We start from the raw sequence: 22,538 nt of genomic DNA on the forward strand, positions 1-22,538 counted from the left end.
TTTACGAAGTTAAATAAAAAAAAGTGGAACAATAGTTAAGAATTTCAAATAGTGTCAAATTGAGATAATAATCTAAATTTGTAGAGTTGATAAATACAACTAATCCAGTTGGATTTAGAATTTGAAATAAATAAAAAATGACTTTTAAACAAAAAATTCATCAGTATTATTCCCGATTGGTAGAAGACAGGATTGATGCTTTTCGAGATATGATTTCGGCTTTGACTGAGGATTCTAAAAATGATGCCAAAGGTTCGGCAGGTGATAAGCACGAAACGGCTTTGTCGATGATGCATCTGGAACAGGAAAAATTCAATACAAAGTTGCGAGAAGTGCTAGAACAAAAAGCAGTTTTGGACAAAATAAATCCAGAAATTACAGCTAAATCCATCACTTTAGGTAGTTTAGTAAAAGCCAATGGGATTTATTTGTACCTGTCTTTGGCTCTTCCAAAAATTACTCTCGAAGGAATTAATGTAATTGCATTGTCGCCGCAATCGCCATTGGGAAATAAACTAATGGGGAATTCCGTGGGATTTGCTTTTGAGATTAATGGAACGAAGTATTTGATTGAGAGTGTGGAATAGATTCTGTGATTTAGAACAAACTGTGCTTCTTGTACTCTCGAATTCATTTAAAAAAATCGAATTCCCTAAAAAAAACTTTCGTAAATTCGCGACCTTAAAAGTTTGACTTTAAAACCTAACAAAATTATGAGTAAAATAATGACAGTCGACATTTTGTCGAGTATTAAAGGAGCACAGCCTTCCGAGAGCGTGAACCAATTATTTGATGTGATTAAAAATGCAGTTCCTACAAATAATAATTCCTTGAATAATGTCAATCATAATTGCGTGTCTGTAAGTGATTTAAGAGAAGATGTTGTGATAGAGAGTTCGGCAATGGAAAAACAACTTATCATAGAAAATTTCCCGAACAAGAAAAATGGATTTTTAGTGGTTGCTAAAGTTATAGAAGGATAAAATGGATTCACAGATAAAAAAAATACACCAGCAATTGGTGACCAAACAAATCACTTGTACAGCTTTAGTACAGGAAAAATTAGACTTACTTAAACAAAATATTTATAATTCAGTCAATTCTTTATTGGATACTACGGCGCTGGACTTAGCTGCTAAGGTAGATGCTAAAATTGCAAACGGAGAAACCATCGGTTTGTTAGAAGGAATCCCTTTTGGAATTAAAGATGTGTATATGTTGCAAGGAACGTATACTACTGCAAGTTCTGATTTGTTGAAAAATTATAAATCACCTTATACGGCTACTGCCATTCAGAAATTATTGGATGCAGGTGCAATTCCGTTAGTGAAAGAAAACTGCGATAGTTTTGGTCACGGTTCTTCGAGTGAAAACACCATTTTTGGAGCGGTTAAAAACGCTATCAATCCAGAATTAGTGGCAGGAGGTTCCAGTGGAGGTTCTGCTGTGAATGTGGCTAAGGATTATACGGTATTTTCTATTGGTGGAGATACAGGAGGTTCGATTCGTCAGCCTGCAGGATACAATCATATTTATGGTTTTAAACCTACTTACGGAAGAATTTCAAGATATGGATTAATGGCGTATGCGTCTTCTACAGATTGTGTGGGACCATTAGCAAAATCAATTGAAGATATTCGAATTGTAATGAATGTCATGAGTGGAAAAGATCCAAAAGATCAAACCTCTATTGCTTCACATGAAATTACCGAAGAAGCATTGGTTACTTCACCAGTAAAAACAATTGGTTATTTTAAAAACTTTGTCGAAAGTGATGCTATTGATACTCAGGTTAAAGCTGATTTCTTAGCGAGTATCGAAAAAATAAAAGCCAAAGGAATCATAGTAAAAGAATTGGATTTCTTTAAATCTGATTTGTTGGTTTCTACTTACTATACGCTGGCAATGGCGGAAACGGCTTCGAATTTATCCCGTCTGGACGGAACCAATTACGGTAACCGTATTGAAGGGGAGAATTTAATTGATACTTATGCTGTTACCCGTTCTGAGAATTTTTCAGAGGAAACGAAACGCAGAATTGTAGGAGGGAACCAAGTGTTGTCTCAAGGATTTTCGGATGCTATTTATTTAAAAGGTCTGGCTGTAAGAGATCAGATTTCGGAAAATTTCAGTAAAGATTTCGAGGAAGTAGATGTAGTTTTGTCACCGGTTACACCAGCTGCGCCACCTAAAATTGGTGATAGTTTAAAGGATCCGTTGGCAATGTATTTGTCAGATGCTTATACGGTTGGTTTTAGTTTAGGACAATTGCCTACTATCACTGTGCCACAAGGAACAACAACAGGACTGCAGATTACTGCGGCAAAAAATAATGATGAATTAGTATTGCAATTTGCAAACTTCTTAAAAGATACACTATAATGGAATTGGAGCAATTAAATGCGGCTATTAAAGCCCACGATTTAGAATTGGTAATCGGACTGGAAACGCACGTTCGATTGAATACCAAAACCAAGTTGTTTTGTTCTTGTCCTAATCAGGAAATTGAAACACCTAATGTGAATATATGTTCGGTTTGTACGGGACAAATGGGTGTTTTGCCTGCTATCAATAAAGAAGCGATTACAAAAGCAATTTATTTTGGTAAAGCGGTAAATTCCTCTTTTAGTAATGAGGTGATTTCTTGGGATAGAAAACATTATGAATATCCGGATAACCCAAAAAATATTCAGATTACGCAATATCATAACCCCATTATTCCTGACGGAGAAGTTTCCTGTTATAGAAATGACGGTTCGCAATTTATGGTAAATTTAACTCAGGTTCATATCGAGGAAGATGCTGCCAAATTGATGCATGAAAAGAAAATTTCGTTAGTTGATTTCAATAAAGCAGGAGTTCCGTTGATTGAAATTGTTACCGAACCTTGTATCAGAAATATCGAAGATGCTTCGACTTATGCGCAGTACATTCAGCGTATTGTTCAAAATTTGGGGATTTCGGAAGCAAACTTAGAAAAAGGTGAGTTCAAATCGGATGTTTCGGTGTCTTTGCGTAAAAAAGACAGCGCTGATTTGAATCCAAGAACGGAAATCAAAAACTTGAATTCATTTAAGTTTATGGTGGAGGCTTTGAAAGAAGAAGTTGAAAAACAGTTCAATTATTTTATAGAAAACAAAGCGTTTAGACCGGATCAAACCACGGTGTTATGGGATGCTGATTTGAAGCAGACCAAAACCATGCGTAAAAAAGAATTTGAAGCGGACTACCGTTTTATTTCGGAACCAGATTTACCTTTTGTAAATATCAAAGCCGAGATTGAAGCAATTAAAGTGGATACAAGTGCTTTGCCTTATGCTGTGGAATCTATTTTGATTAACGGAGGTGTTTTGCCACAGGATGCTAAGTTTTTTACAGCCGATGCTTTGCGTTCCAGAACTTTTGTGACTTTAAATAACAAAATAAATGATCCTTCTTTTGTTGCAAAAACCCTGGCTAACAATGTTAAGGCAGAAGATTATGCTAAAATTCATAATATTGAGCATTTAGAAACCATTTTTGTATTGTTTAAAGCAGAGAAAATCACTGCTGTTTTGGTTCAAAATGCAATTGCAGGTTATCTAAAAGATCAAAATTTTGATTACAACAAGTATTTTGAAGAAAATACTATTTCTGAAGATAAAATTCAGGAAGTGATTGCGAAAGTAATTTCTGAAAATGAGGCTGTTGCCAATGATATCAAAGCGGGAGACCAAGGGAAAGCCGGTATTTTAGTTGGTAAAGTTTTAGGTGTTATTGGAAAAGGGGCCAACGGAAAGGTTATTCGTCAGATTATTTTAGATAAATTAGGAGCAGCGGCAGTTTTAGAAAAGGCAGCAACTGAAGAAAAAGCAGCTAAAGAAACGGTTGTTGATCAAAAAGATAATCAAGAAGAAGTACTTCCTGAAATTCCTATTATTATAAAAGATACTTACAGAACGCATAAAATTTCGCAAATATCAGAAGCTAATATTCAACAAGAAATAATGTTGTCTGGTTGGGTAGCGAGTGTTCGTGACCACGGTGAATTGATGTTTATTGATTTGCGTGATTCCAGTTTTGAGATTTTCCAAATCCGTATTAGTAGAGAGTCATTCCCTAATATCGATGAATTAGTAAAATTAAAACCGGAATCGGTAATTTCAGTAAAAGGGATTGTAGTTGGTCGCAATGAAGATGATTTTAATGCCGGATTACGTACCGGTAAAATTGAATTAGAAACTTCGGTTTTAGAGATTTTAAACTTATCTAAAACATTGCCTTTTGAAATCAAAAGAGCCACTAAAACCAATGAAGCGACACGTTTTCAATACAAATTCTTAGATCACAGAAATGAGGAAGTAAGAAGAGCTATTGTAAATCGTCATAAAGTAATTAAGTTATTGCGTGATATTCTGGATGAAGAGGAGTTTTTAGAAATAGAAACCCCAATTTTAAGTGCCGGAACCGATGAGGGAGCTCGTGAGTTTATTGTTCCTACACGCAAACAGGCAGGTTTCTTTTATACCTTACCGCAAGCACCACAACAGTTTAAACAAATGTTGATGGTGAGTGGTTATGAGAAATATTTCCAAGTAGCGCGTTGTTTTAGAGATGAGGATTCTCGTGGAGACCGTCAACCTGAGTTTACGCAGTTGGATATGGAAATGGCTTATGCTAGTATGCAGCAAATTATTGATTTGAATACCAAATTATTCAATGAAATTGTGACTAAGGTATACGGTAAAAAATGGATTTTGCATCCGTTTGAAGTAATCGCCTATAAAGATGCCATGGATTTCTATGGTTGTGATCGACCTGATTTGCGTTATGGTTTAAAAATGCAGGACATCACCGAAATTGTAAAAGATACTACTTTTCAAGTGTTCTCTAAACCAATTGTAGAGGGTGGAATTGTAAAATGCATCAAAGTTTCGGCTCAGGAGCAAGGGAATAAACGTATGTCTAAAGGGCAAATTGAAACACTTACTGCTGTTGCACAACAACATGGTTTGGGTGGGTTAGCCTATATTATTGTGAACGAAGAAGATTTGCAATCGCCAATTATTAAATTCTTAGGTGAAGAAATTGCGGCTGGAATCATCAAAGCAACGAATGCACAAGTAGGTGATATTGTTTTCTTCTCAGCGGCAGATTATGCTACGGCTAATAAAGCTTTGGATGCTGTTCGTCAGGAAATGGGTAGAATGCTGAACCTGATTAATCCTAAAGAATTGCGTCCGGCATGGGTGGTTGATTTTCCAATGTTTGAAAGAACTGATGAAGGAAGATGGACTTTTACTCATAATCCGTTCTCAATGCCTGCTATTTATGATTTGGAAAAACACATGAAAGGCGATGATGCCGAAATAGGAAGTATTATTGCGCAACAGTATGATATTATCTTAAATGGTTACGAAATAGGTGGAGGTTCTGTTCGTGCACACAAATCGGAAATTCTGGAAGCAACTTATAGAAATATGGGTTACAACAAAGAAGAGATGATAAAGAGCGTAGGAACGATGTATAAGGCTTTCCAGTACGGAGCGCCACCACACGGAGGAATTGCTTGGGGAATTGATCGTTTGATGATGATTTTAGAGAAAAAAGCATCGATTCGTGAGGTTATGGCTTTCCCGAAAACAGGAACCAGTGAAGATTTATTATTCGGAGCACCATCGCCTTTGTCCGATAAAAAGGTGGAAGAGATGAATGTGAAAATTATGAGGAAATAAAATTTCAATATCAAAAAATCAATTGCAATAACAATTGCAAATTGAAAATAAAAAAAAATCCAAACAGCATTTTAAATGTTTGTTTTGGATTTTTTTATTTTTTTAAAATATTTTAGGTATTGATTTAAATTTAGCATTGGCTTTAATATAGATTTGTATTTTTTATGTTTGCAAAGTTTTGGGTTATTAATAGATTAAGAAATGAAGAAATATATATTTATATTATTGTTATTTGTGGTTTCAAATTGTTTTTCACAAGAGTATAGTTATGGGGTTTTGATAGGCTCAAATTTTTATGATGTTCAGGCTGAAAATCTTTTAGTTGGCGCAGCTGGTAGTAAAATTAATGTTGGAGGTTTTTTAGAGCGTAGATTGAATAATCGATTTGGGCTTAAGTCATATTTGTTTTATGGAAAAGTTTCAGAGTCAAGATATGATGTTAATTCAGGGAATGGCTATGCTCTTTTGTTTGAAGACTTGAAGTTGAAAACAGTTCAGGTTCATTTATTGACTAAATTTGATGTTAAAAACGACTATAATAGAGGAGTTTATTTTTTAGGAGGGTTTAGAATGACTAATATTTTGGATGTAGAATCGAGTATTAATCAAAACTTGGCAGATGATTTCTTTAAAAAATCAAATTTTGGTGCTTTACTTGGATTTGGAGTGACTTTTGCAAAGCATTTTAGTTTTGAAATAGTTGCTGATCGAAATATTACAGCTGTTTATGATTCGGACAGATATAAAACAAAGAATATAGGTGCTTATGGTAATTTAATAATTAATGTGGAGTCGATTTTTAGAAGGAATTAATCTTTATTTTTGGATTTGTTTTAAGACCTCGGTTTGTTAAGCCCTCTATCGTAAAGCACAATGCTTCCTGCAACCGATACATTCAAGCTATAATGTGATTTGAATTTTACTAAAGAATGGCATTTTTCAATGGCTTGTTTAGAAAGTCCGTTGTCTTCAGCGCCTAATAAATAGACACAGCGTCTTGGATGTTCAAAAGTTTCTAAATCTTCTGCTCTATCGTCTAATTCTACACCCACTAGGCGAGCGCCTTTAGGTAGGTTTTTGAAAAAATCATCAAAGTTTTCATAATGGAAATAAGGCATCGATTTTACAGCATTGTGAGTGTCGCAAGCTTGTTTAGCGTATCGATTGCCGATGGTAAAAATAAAGCTAGCGCCAAGGTTTTGAGCAGAACGCCATAAAACACCTAGGTTTTCCGGTGTTTTTCCGTTTTGAATTCCGATGCCGAAAAATTCATTTATAAAATTATCATTCATAGGACAAAAGTACAAACTGTTGCTAGAACTTTCAAGTTTTTGAATCGTTTAAATAAAATAGCTTTTATTCTGATTTATTGCGCGAAATTGACATTTTTTGTTGATAACTTAAGTGCTTAAAAGGTTATTTTTAACGGTATATAGTTTCAGTTTTTATATATTTGTTCGTTAGACAAAAAATTACATTTTTAGAATAAAATATATGAGCGAAGAAATCAATAAAGGAAATTATTCAGCAGATAGTATTCAGGCATTAGAGGGAATGGAGCACGTAAGAATGCGTCCTTCCATGTATATAGGTGATGTAGGAGTTCGTGGACTTCACCATTTAGTTTATGAGGTTGTAGATAACTCCATTGATGAGGCAATGGGAGGTCATTGTGATACCATTAGTGTTGCAATTAATGAAGATGGTTCTATTACTGTAGAAGATAATGGTCGTGGTATTCCAGTAGGAATTCATAAAAAAGAAGGAGTTTCGGCATTAGAAGTTGTAATGACTAAAATTGGTGCCGGAGGAAAATTTGATAAAGATTCCTATAAGGTTTCCGGAGGTTTACACGGGGTTGGAGTTTCTTGTGTGAACGCTTTGTCTACACATTTAACAGCTACCGTTCATAGTAGTGATGGTAAAATTTACCAACAAGAATATGAGAGAGGTAAAGCATTATATCCAGTAAAACAAATTGGAGATACCAGTAAAAGAGGAACCATTGTTACTTTTTATCCGGATCCAACTATTTTCACACAAACTGTTGAGTATTCTTATGATACTTTATCGGCGCGTATGCGTGAGCTGGCATTTTTAAATAAAGGAATTACAATCCATTTTTGTGATAAAAGAGAACTGGATGAAAAAGGAGAACCAGTAGGGGAGATTTTTCATTCGCAAGAAGGATTGAAAGAATATATTCGTTATTTAGATGGAAACCGTGAGCCAATTATTGGGCATGTGATTTCAATGGATAATCAAAATGCGGAAATTCCGGTTGAGGTAGCTTTGATTTACAATACCAGTTATTCTGAGAATATTTTTTCTTATGTAAATAATATCAATACGCACGAAGGGGGAACCCATTTGCAAGGTTTCAGAATGGGATTGACTCGTTCACTTAAGAAATATGCGGATGCTTCCGGAATGTTAGATAAGTTGAAATTTGATATAGCAGGAGATGATTTCCGTGAGGGATTGACTGCAATTATTTCGGTAAAAGTTGCAGAGCCACAATTTGAAGGACAAACTAAAACCAAACTTGGGAATAGAGAAGTTGTGTCTCCTGTAAGTCAGGCGGTGAGTGAAATGGTAGAAACTTATTTGGAAGAAAATCCAAATGATGCTAAAATCATTGTTCAAAAAGTAATTCTTGCGGCTCAGGCCCGTCATGCAGCTAAGAAAGCGCGTGAGATGGTACAGCGTAAAACCGTTATGGGTGGTGGTGGATTGCCTGGAAAATTATCAGATTGTTCTGAGCAAGATCCAGCAAAATGCGAAGTGTATCTTGTCGAGGGAGATTCGGCAGGTGGAACTGCTAAACAAGGTCGTGACCGTAACTTTCAAGCTATTTTGCCTTTGAGAGGTAAGATTTTGAATGTAGAAAAAGCGATGCATCACAAAGTTTTTGAAAACGAAGAGATTCGAAATATATTTACAGCGCTAGGTGTGACGGTTGGAACCGAAGAAGATAGTAAAGCATTAAATATATCTAAATTGCGTTACCATAAAGTAATTATTATGTGTGATGCCGATGTTGATGGTAGCCATATTTCTACTTTGATTTTGACATTCTTCTTCCGTTTTATGAAAGAATTAATTGAAGAAGGACATGTGTATATTGCTGCTCCACCTTTATACTTAGTTAAAAAAGGAAATAAAAAAGAGTATGCATGGAACGATGTGCAGCGTGATCAGGCTAACGAAAGAATGGGAGGAAGTGCTAATATTCAACGTTATAAAGGTCTTGGTGAGATGAATGCGGAGCAGTTGTGGGAAACCACCATGGATCCTAATTTCAGAACCTTGCGTCAGGTAACTATTGAGAGTTTAGCGGAAGCAGATCGTGTTTTTTCTATGTTAATGGGTGATGAAGTACCGCCACGAAGAGAATTTATCGAAAAAAATGCTGTTTATGCTAATATTGATGCATAAAAAATAGTTTATTCGGTGGTTATTTTGAGCAATAAATTGTAGATTAGCAGGAGTTAACCAATTTTTAAATAACCGAATAAACGTTAAAATATGAAAGTTACTATTGTAGGAGCAGGAAATGTTGGAGCAACCTGTGCAGATGTTATTTCTTATCGAGGAATAGCTAGTGAAGTAGTATTGTTAGATATTAAAGAAGGTTTTGCCGAAGGGAAAGCTTTGGATATTATGCAGTGTGCTACTGATACAGGTTTTAATACCCGAGTGATAGGAGTTACTAATGATTATTCTAAAACTGCTAACAGTGATGTGGTAGTGGTTACTTCTGGGATTCCTAGAAAACCAGGAATGACTCGTGAAGAATTAATTGGTATTAATGCAGGTATTGTTAAATCTGTTGTAGAAAATATTTTAAAATATTCTCCTGAGGCAATTATTGTAATGGTTTCAAATCCAATGGATACGATGACTTATTTAGCATTAAAATCTACTGGTTTGCCTAAAAATAGAATTATAGGTATGGGTGGGATTTTAGATAGTTCTCGTTTTAGAACTTATCTTTCTCTTGCTTTAGATAAACCAGCAAATGATATCTCAGGAATGGTTATCGGAGGTCATGGCGATACAACTATGATTCCTTTAACGCGTTTGGCTTCTTATAATGGAATACCGGTTTCTCAATTTCTTTCAGAAGAAGTATTGAAAAAAGTAGCTGCCGATACTATGGTAGGAGGAGCAACCTTAACAGGCCTTTTAGGAACATCAGCATGGTATGCGCCTGGAGCTTCAGTAGCTTTTTTGGTTGATAGTATTTTGAATGATCAGAAAAGAATGATTGCTTGTTCTGTTTACGTTGAAGGAGAATATGGTCAAAATGATATTTGTATAGGAGTGCCTTGTATTATAGGTAAAAATGGGGTAGAAGAGATAATCGATATCCAATTAAATGATAATGAAAAAGCCTTGTTTGCAAAAAGTGCCGATGCTGTTCGAACCATGAATGAAGCTTTGAAAAGCATTTTAGCCTAACATTTTTTCACATATAAAGTGAAGACTGCAATTTTGCAGTCTTTTTTTTGAGATTAATTAATAAATAAATTGGTTAATCTTAACCAGAATTATATATTTGCTCGGTTTAAAAAAAGATTTAGTAGATTCTGTTTTAATTTTCGGGAATAGATGCTATTTAAGTCTTTGTTTATGAAGACTTAACACAAAATAATAAATTTAAAATAATTAATTTTTAGTAATAATGCAGAATAAAGGACTTATTAAATTTTTCGCAATTCTATTTGCATTGGTAAGTATTTACCAACTATCATTCACATTTGTCGCAAATAATGTAAAAAACGATGCGAAAGCTTTTGCTAATGGTAACTCTGAAAAAGAAGTTAGATATTTAGATTCTATTGGTAAAGAAAAAGTATTTAATTTAGGTTTTACCGATTTTACTTATAATGAGGTAAGTGACAAGCAAATTAATAAAGGACTTGACTTAGAAGGAGGTATTAACGTTATCCTTCAAATTTCGGTTAAGGATATTTTAAAAGGATTAGCTAATAATTCTAAAAATCCAGTTTTTAATAAATCATTAGCAGATGCTACAGCTGATTTACAAGGAAACAAGCCTTATTTAGAAAAGTTTTTTGATGCTTTTGAAGCTAATTCAAAAGGAACAGTAAAGTTAGCTTCTCCTGAAATTTTTGCAAACAGAAATTTACAAGGTGAAGGTGGAGTTGATTTTCAAATGACTGACGACCAAGTTAAGGCTGTAATCAGAAAAAAAGTTGACGAATCAGTAGAAAGTGCATTTGGTGTACTTAGAAAACGTATTGATAAATTTGGTGTAACACAACCTAACATTCAAAAATTAGGAGAATCAGGAAGAATCTTAGTGGAGCTTCCAGGTGCTAAAGATGTCGATAGAATTAAAAAATTATTACAAAGTACGGCTCAATTAGAGTTCTGGGAAACTTATAAAATTGAAGAAGTTGGTAACTTTTTAATGGCTGCTAACGAAGAATTAAAGAAAACAGAGGTTACTAAAACAGAAACTAAGGCTGTTGTAAAAGATTCATTGAGTGCATTATTGACAGATGCTAAAGATTCTGCTGCTACTAAAAAAGGAAATAATCCTTTATTAGATAAAATGGTAGGTCAAGGTGGTGGACCTGTTTTGGCTCTTTTTGCTCCAAAAGATACTGCTGTTGTTAACGGTTATTTTAAAAGACAAGATATTAAAAATTTATTGCCAGCTGAATTGCGTTATGCAAAATTCGTTTGGGGTATTGTTGAAAAAAATACGGATAATAAAGGAAAAGAAATTGAAACAGTTGCTTTGTATGCTTTAAGAGGTAACAGAGACAATGTAGCTTCAATGAGTGGAAATGTGGTTACCGGTGCGAATCAAAATTTTGATCAGCTAGGAAAACCATCTGTTTCTATTGAAATGAACGGACAAGGAGCTAAAACTTGGGAAGAATTAACAGGAAGAGCTTATACTCAAAAATCAAATATTGCAATTGTATTAGATAATATCGTTTATTCAGCTCCTGGTGTTTCTAGCGGACCAATTGCTGGTGGTAGATCAGAGATTTCGGGTTCATTCACTATCGAAGAAGCTACCGATTTAGCTAACGTATTAAGAGCGGGTAAACTTCCTGCTGCTGCTGATATTGTTCAATCTGAAGTAGTAGGGCCATCTTTAGGTCAAGAAGCGATTGATAATGGTACAACATCTGCTATCGTAGGTTTATTATTAGTGTCTTTATGGATGTTAATTTATTATGGAAAAGCAGGTTGGTATGCTAACCTTGCATTAGCAGTTAACTTATTATTCTTATTCGGAATCTTAGCAAGTTTAGGTGCTGTATTGACATTACCTGGTATTGCCGGTATCGTTTTAACGATGGGTACTGCAGTAGATGCGAATATTATTATTTATGAAAGAGCAAAAGAGGAACTTCGTGATGGTAAATCATTAGATGAGGCAGTTAGAATTTCTTATAGCTGGACTGGAGCCATGCGTTCTATTGTAGATGCTAACGTAACACACATCTTAATTGGAGCAGTATTATTCATTTTTGGTTCAGGACCAATTAAAGGATTTGCTACTACATTATTAATAGGTATTGTAACCTCTTTATTTACATCTATTTTTATCGCTAGAATTTTTATTGATAAAAATATTGCTAAAAAAGCGGACTTGTCATTTGTGACTAATTTTTCTAAAAACTTCTTTACTAATTTCCATTTTGATTTCTTAAAAGTTAAAAAGATTACTTATATCTTTTCTGCAATTGTATTAGTAGTTAGTGTTTTCTCTCTAGCTACAAATGGACTGGATCAGGGTGTTGATTTTGTTGGAGGAAGAACTTTCCAAGTTCGTTTTGAAAAAGCTATTGGAACAGAAGAAGTAAAAGCTGAGTTGGCTAAAGTTTTTGATGGAAGTGCAGAGGTGAAAATCTTTGGTAATGACAATCAATTAAAAATTACAACTAAATATAAAGTTGCAGAGCATGGTACGAAAGCTGATGAAGAAGTAAATAAAGTATTGTTTGAAACATTGAAACATCACTATACTTCTGATATGACTTATGCTAAGTTTGTAAATGCTTATGATGGTAAAAAATTAGGTATTCTTCAAGCATCAAAAGTTGGTCCAACAGTAGCAGAGGATATTAAAACAAATGCTTACTGGGCAGTACTTGGAGCAATGATTATTGTATTCTTGTATTTATTAATTAGTTTTAGAAAATGGCAATATGGTTTAGGTGCTATTGCAGCGGTTGCGCATGATGTTATCTTTGTTTTAGGTATCTATTCATTATGCTATAAGTTCATGCCATTCGGAATGGAAATTGACCAACACTTTATTGCAGCAATCCTTACGGTAATTGGATATTCTATGAATGATACAGTAATTGTATTTGATAGAGTTCGTGAGTTCTTAGATGGTAAAACAAAAGGAACTTTCTCTGAAATTGTAAATAAATCTATTAATTCAACAATGTCAAGAACAATCAATACTTCATTGACTATGATTGGAGTTTTGTTAATTATGTTCCTTTTTGGAGGGGAATCAATTAGAGGATTTATCTTTGCAATGCTTGTAGGTATTGTTGTTGGAACGTATTCATCTTTGTTTATTGCAACTCCGGTATTGGTAGATTGTATTTCACTAGATGATAAAAAACAAATTGAAGAGCAACATAAAGAAGCTTAATTTTTTACGATATTATTTTAAGACCCGGTTTTGCCGGGTCTTTTTTTTGCGATTAATTCAATAACTCACTTTAGTGGTGATTATGTTTTCTTAAAATTTTACTAAAGGCTGCTTTTTTAATATATTTACCTAATAATAAGATTTACCCCAAATCAAATCTTTTTTTAAAATTTGTACAATGAAAAAGAATCTACTTTTATTTGTGTTTGTCGGCTTTGTTGATTTGTTGTTTTCTTCGAATATGTTAGCTCAAACACCAACGCCAACGCCTACAGTTTCCTCGCCTATTTATTATTGCCAAAATAGTGTTGCAATTCCTTTGACTGCAACAGCTTCTCCTGGTGGAACATTAAATTGGTACGGCACCAGTAGTGCAGGAGGTACTCCTTCTTCTATAGCTCCAACCCCTTCTACAGCGGTTGTAGGGACAATATCTTATTATGTGAGTCAAACGATTGCTGGAGGTGAAGGAAATCGTGCTCGAATTGATGTTACTACTGTTGCGGATAACGGTTCAAGTATTTTAGATCTTAAGTGTTTTAATTTAAGTGGAACTCCTCGATCAGGATCACCGGCAATAGGTCCTCAAAGTGGATTTTCTTGGAATAATACACCTAGTGTTAGTAATCAATATTCTTATTTTTATACAATTAATGAAGGAGTTCCAATTGATGGGAGTACTCAACCAAGTCATTTATACATACCTCAACCACAATTACAACCTGGAAATGAGATTACATTAACATTATGGCATACTGCTTATCCTTGTGATCTATCAGTGCAAACTTGCTGGGCGCCTTGTCCAAATTCTTTTACTCCTACTTTTGATCCTGTTAATCCGATATGTGAAGGTGATCCAGCTCCTGATTTGCCCAAATATTCTAAAGAAGGCGTTAGTGGAACTTGGGATCCACCAACCGTAGATAATACAATAACAAAAAATTATGTCTTTACACCTTTTGGTGCTAATTGTAGTAAGGGCTCTTTGACAGTTGTTGTTAATCCTGATAGTCCAGGTTTTAGTGATTTTACTATTTGTTCCGGAGGTGACGTGCCTGTCTTGGAAACAACTTCTCCAAACAGAGTTACCGGAACCTGGAATCCTACTGTTGTTGATAATATAAACAGTGGATCTTATACTTTTACACCTGATACCGGTCAGTGTGCTGCACCCCAAACTATTGATGTTACAGTTATTCCTTCGGATGTACTTACCGATTTTACTTGGACAGTAACAGAAGCTTTTGCTGAGAATCAAAAAATAACTATTTCAGCAATTAGCCCTGGAGGTAATTATTTGTATAAATTAGACGACGGGCCATTTCAATCCAGCGCTGTATTTGAATATGTTTCTGCAGGTTTGCACTCGGTTACGGTAATTGATCAGGATGGTTGTAGTATGCCAATAACCAAAACCGATATTTTAGTAGTGAATTACCCAAAGTATTTTACTCCTAATAACGATGGCTATAATGATTATTGGAATATAAAAGAATTAAGTACACAACCTTCGGCTTATATTCGGATTTTTGATCGTTATGGCAAGTTTCTCAAACAAATTAGTCCTAATAGTGATGGTTGGAATGGTATTTACAATGGACATTATATGCCTGCCGATGATTATTGGTTTGTTATTCATTATTTAGAAAATAATGTGGTAAAAGAATTTAAATCCCATTTTTCATTAAAAAGATAATAAAAAAGGAATTGCAATTAGCAATTCCTTTTTTGTTTTAGACAGGTTCTAATTCGGAAATAATAAACTCGGAACCATTTTGATATTTTGGATTAAAATGCACTTTTACTTCGTTTCTTTCAGCTAATTTTCGAACTAAATTCAATCCCATTCCTGTGCCTGATTCCCCTCTTGAAGACTGTCCAAGGGTATAAAACATTTGGAATATTTTTTCGGATTGATTTTCGGGTATTCCAGGACCGTTATCACTTATTGCTATTTGCTTTTCTTCTTCCTTATATGAAATAGTGATTTCGGTAATGTCTTTGTCGTTGTATTTGATGGCATTCGATAATAAATTCTGAATGATTTGTTTAAACGCCACCGATTGAAAACTGATTTTATGGTTTAAGTTTTCTTTGTAAATTTTAATATTACTACTTGGATTAATTAATTTCAGTACAGTATTAATTTCGCTAAGGATATTGATGGATTCTTTTCCTTCTTTATTTTCAACGTTTTTAGAATAATGCAGTAAATCATCAATTAATTTAGACATGGACATAGCCGAAGTCTTAACCATGTCAAATAAGTCGGTAGCTTCTTCTGTAACATCCATTAAATGTTCTTCTTCGATAAATTCAATTAAGGATTTGATATTGTTTAGTGGCGATTTTAAATCGTGAGCAATAATGTTTGCAAATTGTTCCAATTCCCCGTTTTTAGCGACTAATCTTTCATTCAAGTTTTTTAATTCTTGATCATAATCCCAAATTTTTAGAAAGGAATCTACTTTTTTACGAGTAATTTCGGTAATTAAAGGTTTAAACAAAAAATCAATGGCGCCTAAATCATAGGCTTTATTAATGTATTTGGCTTCGTCACTTATGGCAGTTACAAATATGGTAGGAATGTTAGCCGTTTTAGGATGTTGTTTGGTTATTTCAACAAATTCATAACCATCCATTTCGGGCATTTGCACATCGACTAATATTAGTGAAACTCTTTCTTTAAGTAATATTTGTAGACCTTCATTTCCAGAATTACAGGTAATAATTTCTCTATCTGGTTTTTCCAGCATGCTTTTTAGAGCGATTAAATTTGCGGGTTTATCGTCAATTAATAATAGAGTATGTTTTTTATTTGTATTCACCATTTAATGCTTTAATAATGTTTGTGGTATTTAATTCTTGATGCTTGTTGTATATGTTTTTAGCTGCCTTTGGCATGATTGCAAATTCAGCTTCTGTACAGTCTTGTATATATGTTTTTCCATTGTATTCGGCAATTTTTTTTAATCCTATAGCACCATCTTGATTGGAACCTGATAACAATATTCCACAGCATTTTTCTTTGGCTACAACAGCGAAAGATTCAAAAGTGACATCTATAGAAGGACGGCTAAAATTAACCAGTTCTGATGCGTCTAATGAAAAAGTCATGTCTTCTTCTACAAGTACATGATAATTAGCAGGAGCGGTGTAAACAAAACCAGATTCAATTTTGTCTTTATCTTCAATTTCTTTTACCGTATAATGCGTGTTTCTTTGTAAAATTTCTTCAAATGAGGAATTGGTATTTTTTAATCGATGTAAAATGATAACAATAGGTGTGTTTATCTTTTTGTCTAAATTTTTCAAAATAGACAAAATAGAGTCAAATGCCCCAGCAGAGCCACCTATTATTATAATTTCTGGTTTCATTTTATTTTTTGATATATTTTTTCTTCACGGTCAATTTCTTTGAAATTTTCATATACCGAACTGAATCGTAAGGATTCTTTTTTTCCAATGGCTAAAAAACCATGAATAGGCAAACTTTCGTAAAAAAGTTCCAGAGCCTTATTTTGTAAATTGCTATTGAAATAAATCAAAACATTACGACAAAGAATCAATTGACATTCTTTAAAAACGCTATCGGCAACTAAATTATGATTCGAAAACAAGATGTTTTGCTTTAATTCGGAGTGAATCATCGAATGTCTTTCATCAGAAACAAAATAGCTGTTTAAGGACTGTTTTCCTCCACATTCATAATAGTTTTTAGTGTAATCTTTAAAATTAGTATTGTCATAGATTCCTTTTCTAGAACGTTCTATTGCATTGCTGCTTATATCGGTAGCATAAATTCTGGATTTGGAAAACAGATTGTTCTCTTTTAAAAGAATATTTAAGGAATAGGTTTCCTCTCCAAAAGAACAGCCAGCACTCCAAATATTAATTTTAGGATAGCTATCTAAATATGGGAAAACTTTTTGCTGTAAAGCTTTAAAAAAACTGGGGTCTCTAAAAAATTCACTTACATTCACCACAATTTCATTGATGAAATTTTGAAAAATAGTTGGATTGTTAATGAGTTCAAATTTCAAATCGACCCCATTTTTCATGTTATTGATGTCCATAAAACGATGAATCCTTCTAAGCATTGACGCCTTAGAATAATCGCAAAAGTCGTAATCAAATTGTTTTTTAATGGTAAAAAGCAATTCGTCCAATTCGTTTAATGTTATCATTTGTATATCCAAATACTGATTAATGCAATGAGTTTTTGAATATCAATTGGTTTAGATTGATAGTCAGAAGCTCCTGCTTTTATAATTTCATCTCGATCACCTTTCATTGCTTTGGCAGTCAAAGCTATAATAGGCAGGTTTTTCCATTTTATATTTTCTCTAATTTTTTTAGTGGCTTCAAATCCATCCATTTCAGGCATCATAATGTCCATTAAAACAATATCAAAATTTGGATGTTCCTCTAAGGCGTCTAATGCTTCAAAACCATTAAATGCTGTTGTAATAATAGCGCCTTTACTGGATAAAGCAGCTGAAAGTGCATAAATATTTCTGATGTCGTCATCAACGATTAAGATGTTTTTGTCTTTCAAAATTTCTCCGCCTGATAAGTTAGGAGCCGTTTTGTATTCCGTGTTTTCAGTAGTTTCTATTTTGTTTAAAAACAGAAGAATTTCATCTTTTAATCGCTCCGTAACATTATTGGTTTTGATTACAATGCTATCCACATTTTTTTCAAGTTCTAATTGCTCATTATCTGTTAGCGTTTTACCTGTATTGATAATGATTTTTATGTTCTTGTTTTTTGAGATTTTTTTCAATTCAGAAATAGCTTTTATGTTATCTGAATCGGGTAAACCTAAATCTATAATGGCACAGTCTACCTCAACATTGGTTAAAATGTTTTCGGCTTCTAATCTAGAATAAGCTTGGAGGCAAATGGTATTTTTGTCATTGGCGTGAAGCAATTGTTTGATAGAATAATTTAATTTTTCATCGTCTTCTAAAATCAATACTTTTTTAAATGCTTTATTGATTTCTTCATCGATAGAAAGAAATGCATTTTTAAGTTTTTCGGGGGTAATAGGCTTTACTAAGAAATCAAAAGCTCCCATTTCTTTGGCTAATTTTTCTCGCTTCATTCCTGACATAACATGTACTGGAATGTGTTTTAATTCAGCATCTTCTTTGAGCCATTTCAACACTGTCCAACCATCAATTCCAGGTAATTTCATATCTAGAATAATGGCTTTAGGATTGTATTTTTTGGCGTATTGAAAACCAGTTTCGCCTTGATGCGCAATAATGGCTTTAAAACCATTGTTGTGTGCTACCTGAAGTAAAACCTCTGCAAAAGAAGGGTCATCTTCAATAATTAAAACCGTTTTGTCATCAATATCAGCCTTGTGTCTATCATCATTGATGTTAGCTGATAAGTCAACTAATTCCTCGTTTGGTTTTGGGTATTCTGATTCAATTTGCTCTTCTTTGACGCTTTCTACAACTGGTGTTGGAATACTAATACTAGGCATATTGTTAGTTCCTTGATGCTTGATTGGTATTAAAACACCAAAAGTACTTCCATTATTTAGTTGGCTATCAAAATAGACTTCTCCATTCAATAGATACGCTAATTGTTTTGAAATGTATAAACCTAGACCCGTTCCACCATATTTTCTACTCGTTGAACTATCGGCCTGTTGAAAGCTCTGAAATAGTTTTTTCTTGCTTTCTTCAGAAATTCCTATACCGCTATCTTTTATCTCAATGGCTAAAATCTCCTGATTTGCTAATGAAGCTAGTTCAGGATTAGTGAATTCCCAGTTTTCTTTTGGAGTATCAAAAGTCATGGCTACCGTTCCACCGTTTGGAGTGAATTTTAAAGCATTAGATAAGAAGTTTTTAAGAATTTGTTCTACTTTGCCCACATCGGTAAATATTTCCCTTGGGCAGCTATCCGTAATGGTTGTTTTAAATTGAATTTCTTTTTTGTGCATCTGCGGCCTGAAAAGTCCTTCCATATCTGAAAATATTCGTTCAGAAACGGTGTTTTCAGGATAGATTTCGACCTTTCCAGCTTCAATTTTTGAAATGTCTAAAATGTCAGTAATTAAGTTTAATAGGTCTTTTCCAGAGGTATTAATTACCGATAAATTTTCTAATTGAGAATTGGTTAAATTTCCAGCTGTATTGTCTTTTAATAAATCCGAAAGAATCAAGATACTGTTAAGAGGTGTTCTTAATTCATGGGACATATTGGCTAAAAATTCGGATTTGTATTTGCTAGCTTGCGCAATTTCTTCCGATTTAACATTCAATTCTTCTTGAGCAATGATTAGATCGTTGTTCTTTTTCTCAATTTCGTGGTTTTTGGTTTCGAGTTCTCTACTTTTTTCTTCTAAATAGGCATTGGTTTGCTCTAATTCGGCGGCTTGGTTTTTGAGCTCTTCTTCTGATTGTTGTAGTAATAAAGTGTGTTTGTTAAGTTCTTCGTTATTTTGACGCAGTTCTTCTTCTTGAACTTGTAAAATATTGTTTTTACGATTAATTTCTTCAATAGAAATTTTTAATTCCTCGTTTCTAATAAATACCTCAATAGCACTTCCTAAAGAGTCTTTTAAGGTGTTCAATAGTTTTTGATCACTTTCAGTAAAGTTTTCTAAAGAACCTATTTCGATAACTCCAATTACTGCATTTTTGTGGGAAACTGGTGTGATTAAAACATTGTAAATAGGAGCTTTCCCCAAAGAAGATGATAGATATGAATACTCTTTTGTTAGATTGTTGTAGCATTTTTGTTCGTCGTGTTTTACAACTTCACCAATTAATCCTTCTCCCGCAGCAATAATTTTAGGACTACTATTGTCATCGGCATAGCTGCCAATTTTAATTAGGTTGTCTTGATTTTCAATATAATCGGTGATGTAAAAAGTAGCTTGGCAACCCTTAGTTTGATTGCTTAAAACTTTACACAGATTCTCGCCAAAATCTTGAATGCTTTTAGAATCAATAATTGCTTTATTAACTTGGATAATGTTCTTTTCTAGTAAACTATTTGCTATTGATTCATCATTAAAACGCTTTAACTCTAATGACATAGTGTTTAAAGATGCGTTTAAAGTATCAGCTTCACTTCTTAATTCAATAGTGTCACCAAAATTTCCTGAACTAATTTTTGTGGCTAAACTAATTTGTTCTTTGATTGAATCAGTTAGTTTTTTCAAGGATTCTCTAATAGAATCTAATTCTAAATTACCTGAAAGGATGTGTTGAAAATCCGTGTAACCTATGGCTATTTTATGAATTTTAGTTGCAATTATATTTAAAGAATTAGAAGTCGTATTAATTAAATTATATACTGAAAATCCAGTTATAATGAGTAATAAACTCAGCAACACAATGGCAATAATTGTATCGTTGATAGTTTGCTTTTTTTCAAGTTTTGCAAACTCAATAATCTGATTTAGTTTGTTGATTTTTAAATCATTGATTTTGTTATTTATTATAGTTGATTGTTGCCACCATGCTTCAGGTGTTATTTTATTTTTGTCATTCAGGATAGATTCTGAAGTAGATAAAAATGATTGAAAGTTAGTAGAATTTTTAAATGCAATTATTTCATTATTTGTGTTAAGTGTGTTGTTTGTTTCTAATTTGAAATCAGCATTTGTATTAATGGTTTTTGCATTGTCATAATATCCGTATAAATCTGCGTGAATACTGTCATCTGCTAATTTGTCAAATGTTATACCTCTAATCAAGTTTGCTGCCATTTTTGAATCAACATACGATTTAAAATTATTAGCTAATTTGGATAGGTTGGCATTGTCACAGGCTACAATTTCACGTTCAATTAAATTATTAAAGATATTATTTATAGCTGTGTAATCATTAAATGTGTGTACAGATGTAATTGTTGAGTTTTCTGTTTTATAATGAATTTCATTTAAGATTTCTCTAGCTTCTTTTAATTTTTTTAGTACAATTGTATCGGTTGTTTTAAAAGAAGAAAACCAATCCAATGTTTTGGTCATTTGTAATTTAAACGCGGGGTTTTTACTTGGGTCGTACTTTGAGTATTCGTTAAGAATTCGTTCATCACTAACTAACATAATAGCATTAGAGAAATGCGCTATATCATTTATGTTTTGCGTACTGTTTTCAATTCTAGAAAACTTTTGATAGGTATTTTTTATATCTGAAAGGGTAAAATACAACAATCCTGAAATAGGAACTAGAAGAATCAGGATTAATTGTTTTTTAAAGGATAATTTTTTCCACATAATTTGTAGTAGGTTAAGGACGCTTTTGGGTTACTTTTTAATTTAAAGCTTCTTTTGTTTTAAATAAAAGGGGCGTTTTGTTTAAAATTAGGATAAAAATAATTCTTCTGTAAGAAACAAAAAAGCATTTCAACTAAATAACTGAAATGCTTTGATGTTTATTTTTGTAAAATGGGCTAAACCTAGTTTGTTTTTTTAATTGTGCTAATATAATTGGTCAATTTTTTTCCATAATAGGATTTAGCAACTTTTGGTGACATTGCATTTTGAATCGTGTCTAAATATTTGATATTGATGTCATAAATTTCGGCTAATGCTATGTAAGGTGCAATTTCGTGATCTTTATTATTCATAGCAAAGTTTACTGCAAATAAATATTTACGTTTCATATTTAAGTCTTGTAATTGCGTGATACTGTCTATAGCTACAGCATCTTTTCTTTTGATAGCTTTAAATTTTTGTTCTATCAAGTTTAAGTTTTCATCCTTATATCTGGCTGAGGTTTTCTTATATTCTTCGTACAAATCTTGATTTTTTGAACCTGTAATTTTAGCCCCCGAAAGGAATGCGTCTAAATTTGTTTCAATGTTAATTATACCTGGCTCAGCAAAAAACATCAAATTATTGTCTAATGAATTGCTTACACCTCGGTCTAAAAACAAATAAAGCATTTCAGGAGATTTTAAATCAATATCGCTTTCAAAATGCGAATTTCCATCAATTTTAATCGTGTCGATAGCTACTAAAGCAGTATCAACTACTTTTTGAATATAAAGAGTTCCTTCTTTTAATCCTTTTACATTTCCTGAGATATGTAAATCACCTTTGTGTTCTTTTTTGTTGCATGATGCAATTAATAATAGTGCAACGAATGCAAGAATTGATTTTTTCATTAGTAATGTTATTTTGTGCAAAG

General features: G+C 33.2%; 15 protein-coding genes. 9 read left to right on the plus strand and 6 right to left on the minus strand.

All coding sequences use genetic code 11. The features are described from left to right. The first annotated feature begins 137 nt into the window (after positions 1 to 137). The 5 genes from AC4FRF_RS08570 (at position 138) to AC4FRF_RS08590 (ending at position 6,527) form a co-directional block, all read left to right on the plus strand. Positions 138 to 587 (plus strand): hypothetical protein, encoded by a 450-nt coding sequence (locus AC4FRF_RS08570; protein ID WP_491159075.1) that lies wholly within the window; start codon positions 138 to 140, stop codon positions 585 to 587. A gap of 126 nt (positions 588 to 713) precedes the next feature. Next, positions 714 to 983 (plus strand): Asp-tRNA(Asn)/Glu-tRNA(Gln) amidotransferase subunit GatC, encoded by a 270-nt coding sequence (locus AC4FRF_RS08575; protein WP_491159076.1) that lies wholly within the window; start codon positions 714 to 716, stop codon positions 981 to 983. A gap of 1 nt (position 984) precedes the next feature. Continuing rightward, the gene (locus AC4FRF_RS08580) at positions 985 to 2,382 is read left to right on the plus strand and encodes an amidase (protein WP_491159077.1); all 1,398 of its coding nucleotides are present in this window, start codon (positions 985 to 987) and stop codon (positions 2,380 to 2,382) included. Next, entirely contained in the window at positions 2,382 to 5,714 is a 3,333-nt protein-coding gene (gene gatB/aspS / locus AC4FRF_RS08585) for a bifunctional amidotransferase subunit GatB/aspartate--tRNA ligase AspS (RefSeq protein WP_491159078.1), read from the plus strand. Before AC4FRF_RS08580 ends, gatB/aspS begins: the two co-directional genes overlap by 1 nt. A gap of 201 nt (positions 5,715 to 5,915) precedes the next feature. Further along, entirely contained in the window at positions 5,916 to 6,527 is a 612-nt protein-coding gene (locus AC4FRF_RS08590; RefSeq protein ID WP_491159079.1) for an outer membrane beta-barrel protein, read from the plus strand. A gap of 20 nt (positions 6,528 to 6,547) precedes the next feature. On the opposite strand, the gene AC4FRF_RS08595 is transcribed toward AC4FRF_RS08590, so the two are convergent. Continuing rightward, complete coding sequence (locus AC4FRF_RS08595; protein ID WP_491159080.1) at positions 6,548 to 7,006, minus strand: RNA methyltransferase; 459 nt, start codon at positions 7,004 to 7,006, stop codon at positions 6,548 to 6,550. A 202-nt stretch (positions 7,007 to 7,208) separates the two neighbouring features. Between AC4FRF_RS08595 and gyrB the strand changes: the two genes are divergently transcribed. The 4 genes from gyrB to AC4FRF_RS08615 all read left to right on the plus strand — a co-directional run bounded on the left by gyrB (position 7,209) and on the right by AC4FRF_RS08615 (position 15,070). Continuing rightward, entirely contained in the window at positions 7,209 to 9,152 is a 1,944-nt protein-coding gene (gene gyrB / locus AC4FRF_RS08600; protein WP_491159081.1) for a DNA topoisomerase (ATP-hydrolyzing) subunit B, read from the plus strand. 90 nt (positions 9,153 to 9,242) lie between these two features. Further along, positions 9,243 to 10,178 (plus strand): malate dehydrogenase, encoded by a 936-nt coding sequence (gene mdh, locus AC4FRF_RS08605; protein WP_491159082.1) that lies wholly within the window; start codon positions 9,243 to 9,245, stop codon positions 10,176 to 10,178. A gap of 223 nt (positions 10,179 to 10,401) precedes the next feature. Next, a complete protein-coding gene (gene secDF, locus AC4FRF_RS08610; RefSeq protein WP_491159083.1) occupies positions 10,402 to 13,374 on the plus strand; it encodes a protein translocase subunit SecDF in 2,973 nt (990 codons plus the stop codon). Positions 13,375 to 13,552: 178 nt separating this feature from the next. Beyond that, a complete protein-coding gene (locus AC4FRF_RS08615; RefSeq protein ID WP_491159084.1) occupies positions 13,553 to 15,070 on the plus strand; it encodes a T9SS type B sorting domain-containing protein in 1,518 nt (505 codons plus the stop codon). A 37-nt stretch (positions 15,071 to 15,107) separates the two neighbouring features. Here the strand turns inward: AC4FRF_RS08615 and AC4FRF_RS08620 are convergent, their stop codons facing one another. The 5 genes from AC4FRF_RS08620 to AC4FRF_RS08640 all read right to left on the minus strand — a co-directional run bounded on the left by AC4FRF_RS08620 (position 15,108) and on the right by AC4FRF_RS08640 (position 22,515). Next, the gene (locus AC4FRF_RS08620) at positions 15,108 to 16,205 is read right to left on the minus strand and encodes a sensor histidine kinase (RefSeq protein WP_491159085.1); all 1,098 of its coding nucleotides are present in this window, start codon (positions 16,203 to 16,205) and stop codon (positions 15,108 to 15,110) included. After that, on the minus strand, positions 16,189 to 16,752 hold the full coding sequence (locus tag AC4FRF_RS08625; protein WP_491159086.1) for a chemotaxis protein CheB: 564 nt from the start codon (positions 16,750 to 16,752) through the stop codon (positions 16,189 to 16,191). Before AC4FRF_RS08625 ends, AC4FRF_RS08620 begins: the two co-directional genes overlap by 17 nt. Next, positions 16,749 to 17,561, minus strand: a complete 813-nt coding sequence (locus AC4FRF_RS08630; protein ID WP_491159087.1) for a CheR family methyltransferase — start codon at positions 17,559 to 17,561, stop codon at positions 16,749 to 16,751. The genes AC4FRF_RS08625 and AC4FRF_RS08630 overlap by 4 nt, the downstream gene beginning before the upstream one ends. Continuing rightward, the gene (locus tag AC4FRF_RS08635; protein WP_491159088.1) at positions 17,558 to 21,622 is read right to left on the minus strand and encodes a response regulator; all 4,065 of its coding nucleotides are present in this window, start codon (positions 21,620 to 21,622) and stop codon (positions 17,558 to 17,560) included. The genes AC4FRF_RS08630 and AC4FRF_RS08635 overlap by 4 nt, the downstream gene beginning before the upstream one ends. A gap of 182 nt (positions 21,623 to 21,804) precedes the next feature. Continuing rightward, on the minus strand, positions 21,805 to 22,515 hold the full coding sequence (locus AC4FRF_RS08640; protein ID WP_491159089.1) for a DUF4369 domain-containing protein: 711 nt from the start codon (positions 22,513 to 22,515) through the stop codon (positions 21,805 to 21,807). Between the last annotated feature and the right edge of the window lie 23 nt (positions 22,516 to 22,538).

The sequence above is a fragment of the Flavobacterium sp. ST-158 genome (assembly GCF_058309975.1).

Bases quoted from the DNA above. Each gene is read 5' to 3' on its own strand.
- AC4FRF_RS08575 (WP_491159076.1), top strand. From the start codon at position 714: ATGAGTAAAATAATGACAGTCGACATTTTGTCGAGTATTAAAGGAGCA.
- AC4FRF_RS08620 (WP_491159085.1), bottom strand. From the start codon at position 16,205: ATGGTGAATACAAATAAAAAACATACTCTATTATTAATTGACGATAAA.
- gatB/aspS (WP_491159078.1), top strand. From the start codon at position 2,382: ATGGAATTGGAGCAATTAAATGCGGCTATTAAAGCCCACGATTTAGAA.
- AC4FRF_RS08615 (WP_491159084.1), top strand. From the start codon at position 13,553: ATGAAAAAGAATCTACTTTTATTTGTGTTTGTCGGCTTTGTTGATTTG.
- AC4FRF_RS08595 (WP_491159080.1), bottom strand. From the start codon at position 7,006: ATGAATGATAATTTTATAAATGAATTTTTCGGCATCGGAATTCAAAAC.
- secDF (WP_491159083.1), top strand. From the start codon at position 10,402: ATGCAGAATAAAGGACTTATTAAATTTTTCGCAATTCTATTTGCATTG.
- AC4FRF_RS08635 (WP_491159088.1), bottom strand. From the start codon at position 21,622: ATGTGGAAAAAATTATCCTTTAAAAAACAATTAATCCTGATTCTTCTA.
- AC4FRF_RS08630 (WP_491159087.1), bottom strand. From the start codon at position 17,561: ATGATAACATTAAACGAATTGGACGAATTGCTTTTTACCATTAAAAAA.
- gyrB (WP_491159081.1), top strand. From the start codon at position 7,209: ATGAGCGAAGAAATCAATAAAGGAAATTATTCAGCAGATAGTATTCAG.
- AC4FRF_RS08580 (WP_491159077.1), top strand. From the start codon at position 985: ATGGATTCACAGATAAAAAAAATACACCAGCAATTGGTGACCAAACAA.
- mdh (WP_491159082.1), top strand. From the start codon at position 9,243: ATGAAAGTTACTATTGTAGGAGCAGGAAATGTTGGAGCAACCTGTGCA.
- AC4FRF_RS08640 (WP_491159089.1), bottom strand. From the start codon at position 22,515: ATGAAAAAATCAATTCTTGCATTCGTTGCACTATTATTAATTGCATCA.
- AC4FRF_RS08625 (WP_491159086.1), bottom strand. From the start codon at position 16,752: ATGAAACCAGAAATTATAATAATAGGTGGCTCTGCTGGGGCATTTGAC.
- AC4FRF_RS08570 (WP_491159075.1), top strand. From the start codon at position 138: ATGACTTTTAAACAAAAAATTCATCAGTATTATTCCCGATTGGTAGAA.
- AC4FRF_RS08590 (WP_491159079.1), top strand. From the start codon at position 5,916: ATGAAGAAATATATATTTATATTATTGTTATTTGTGGTTTCAAATTGT.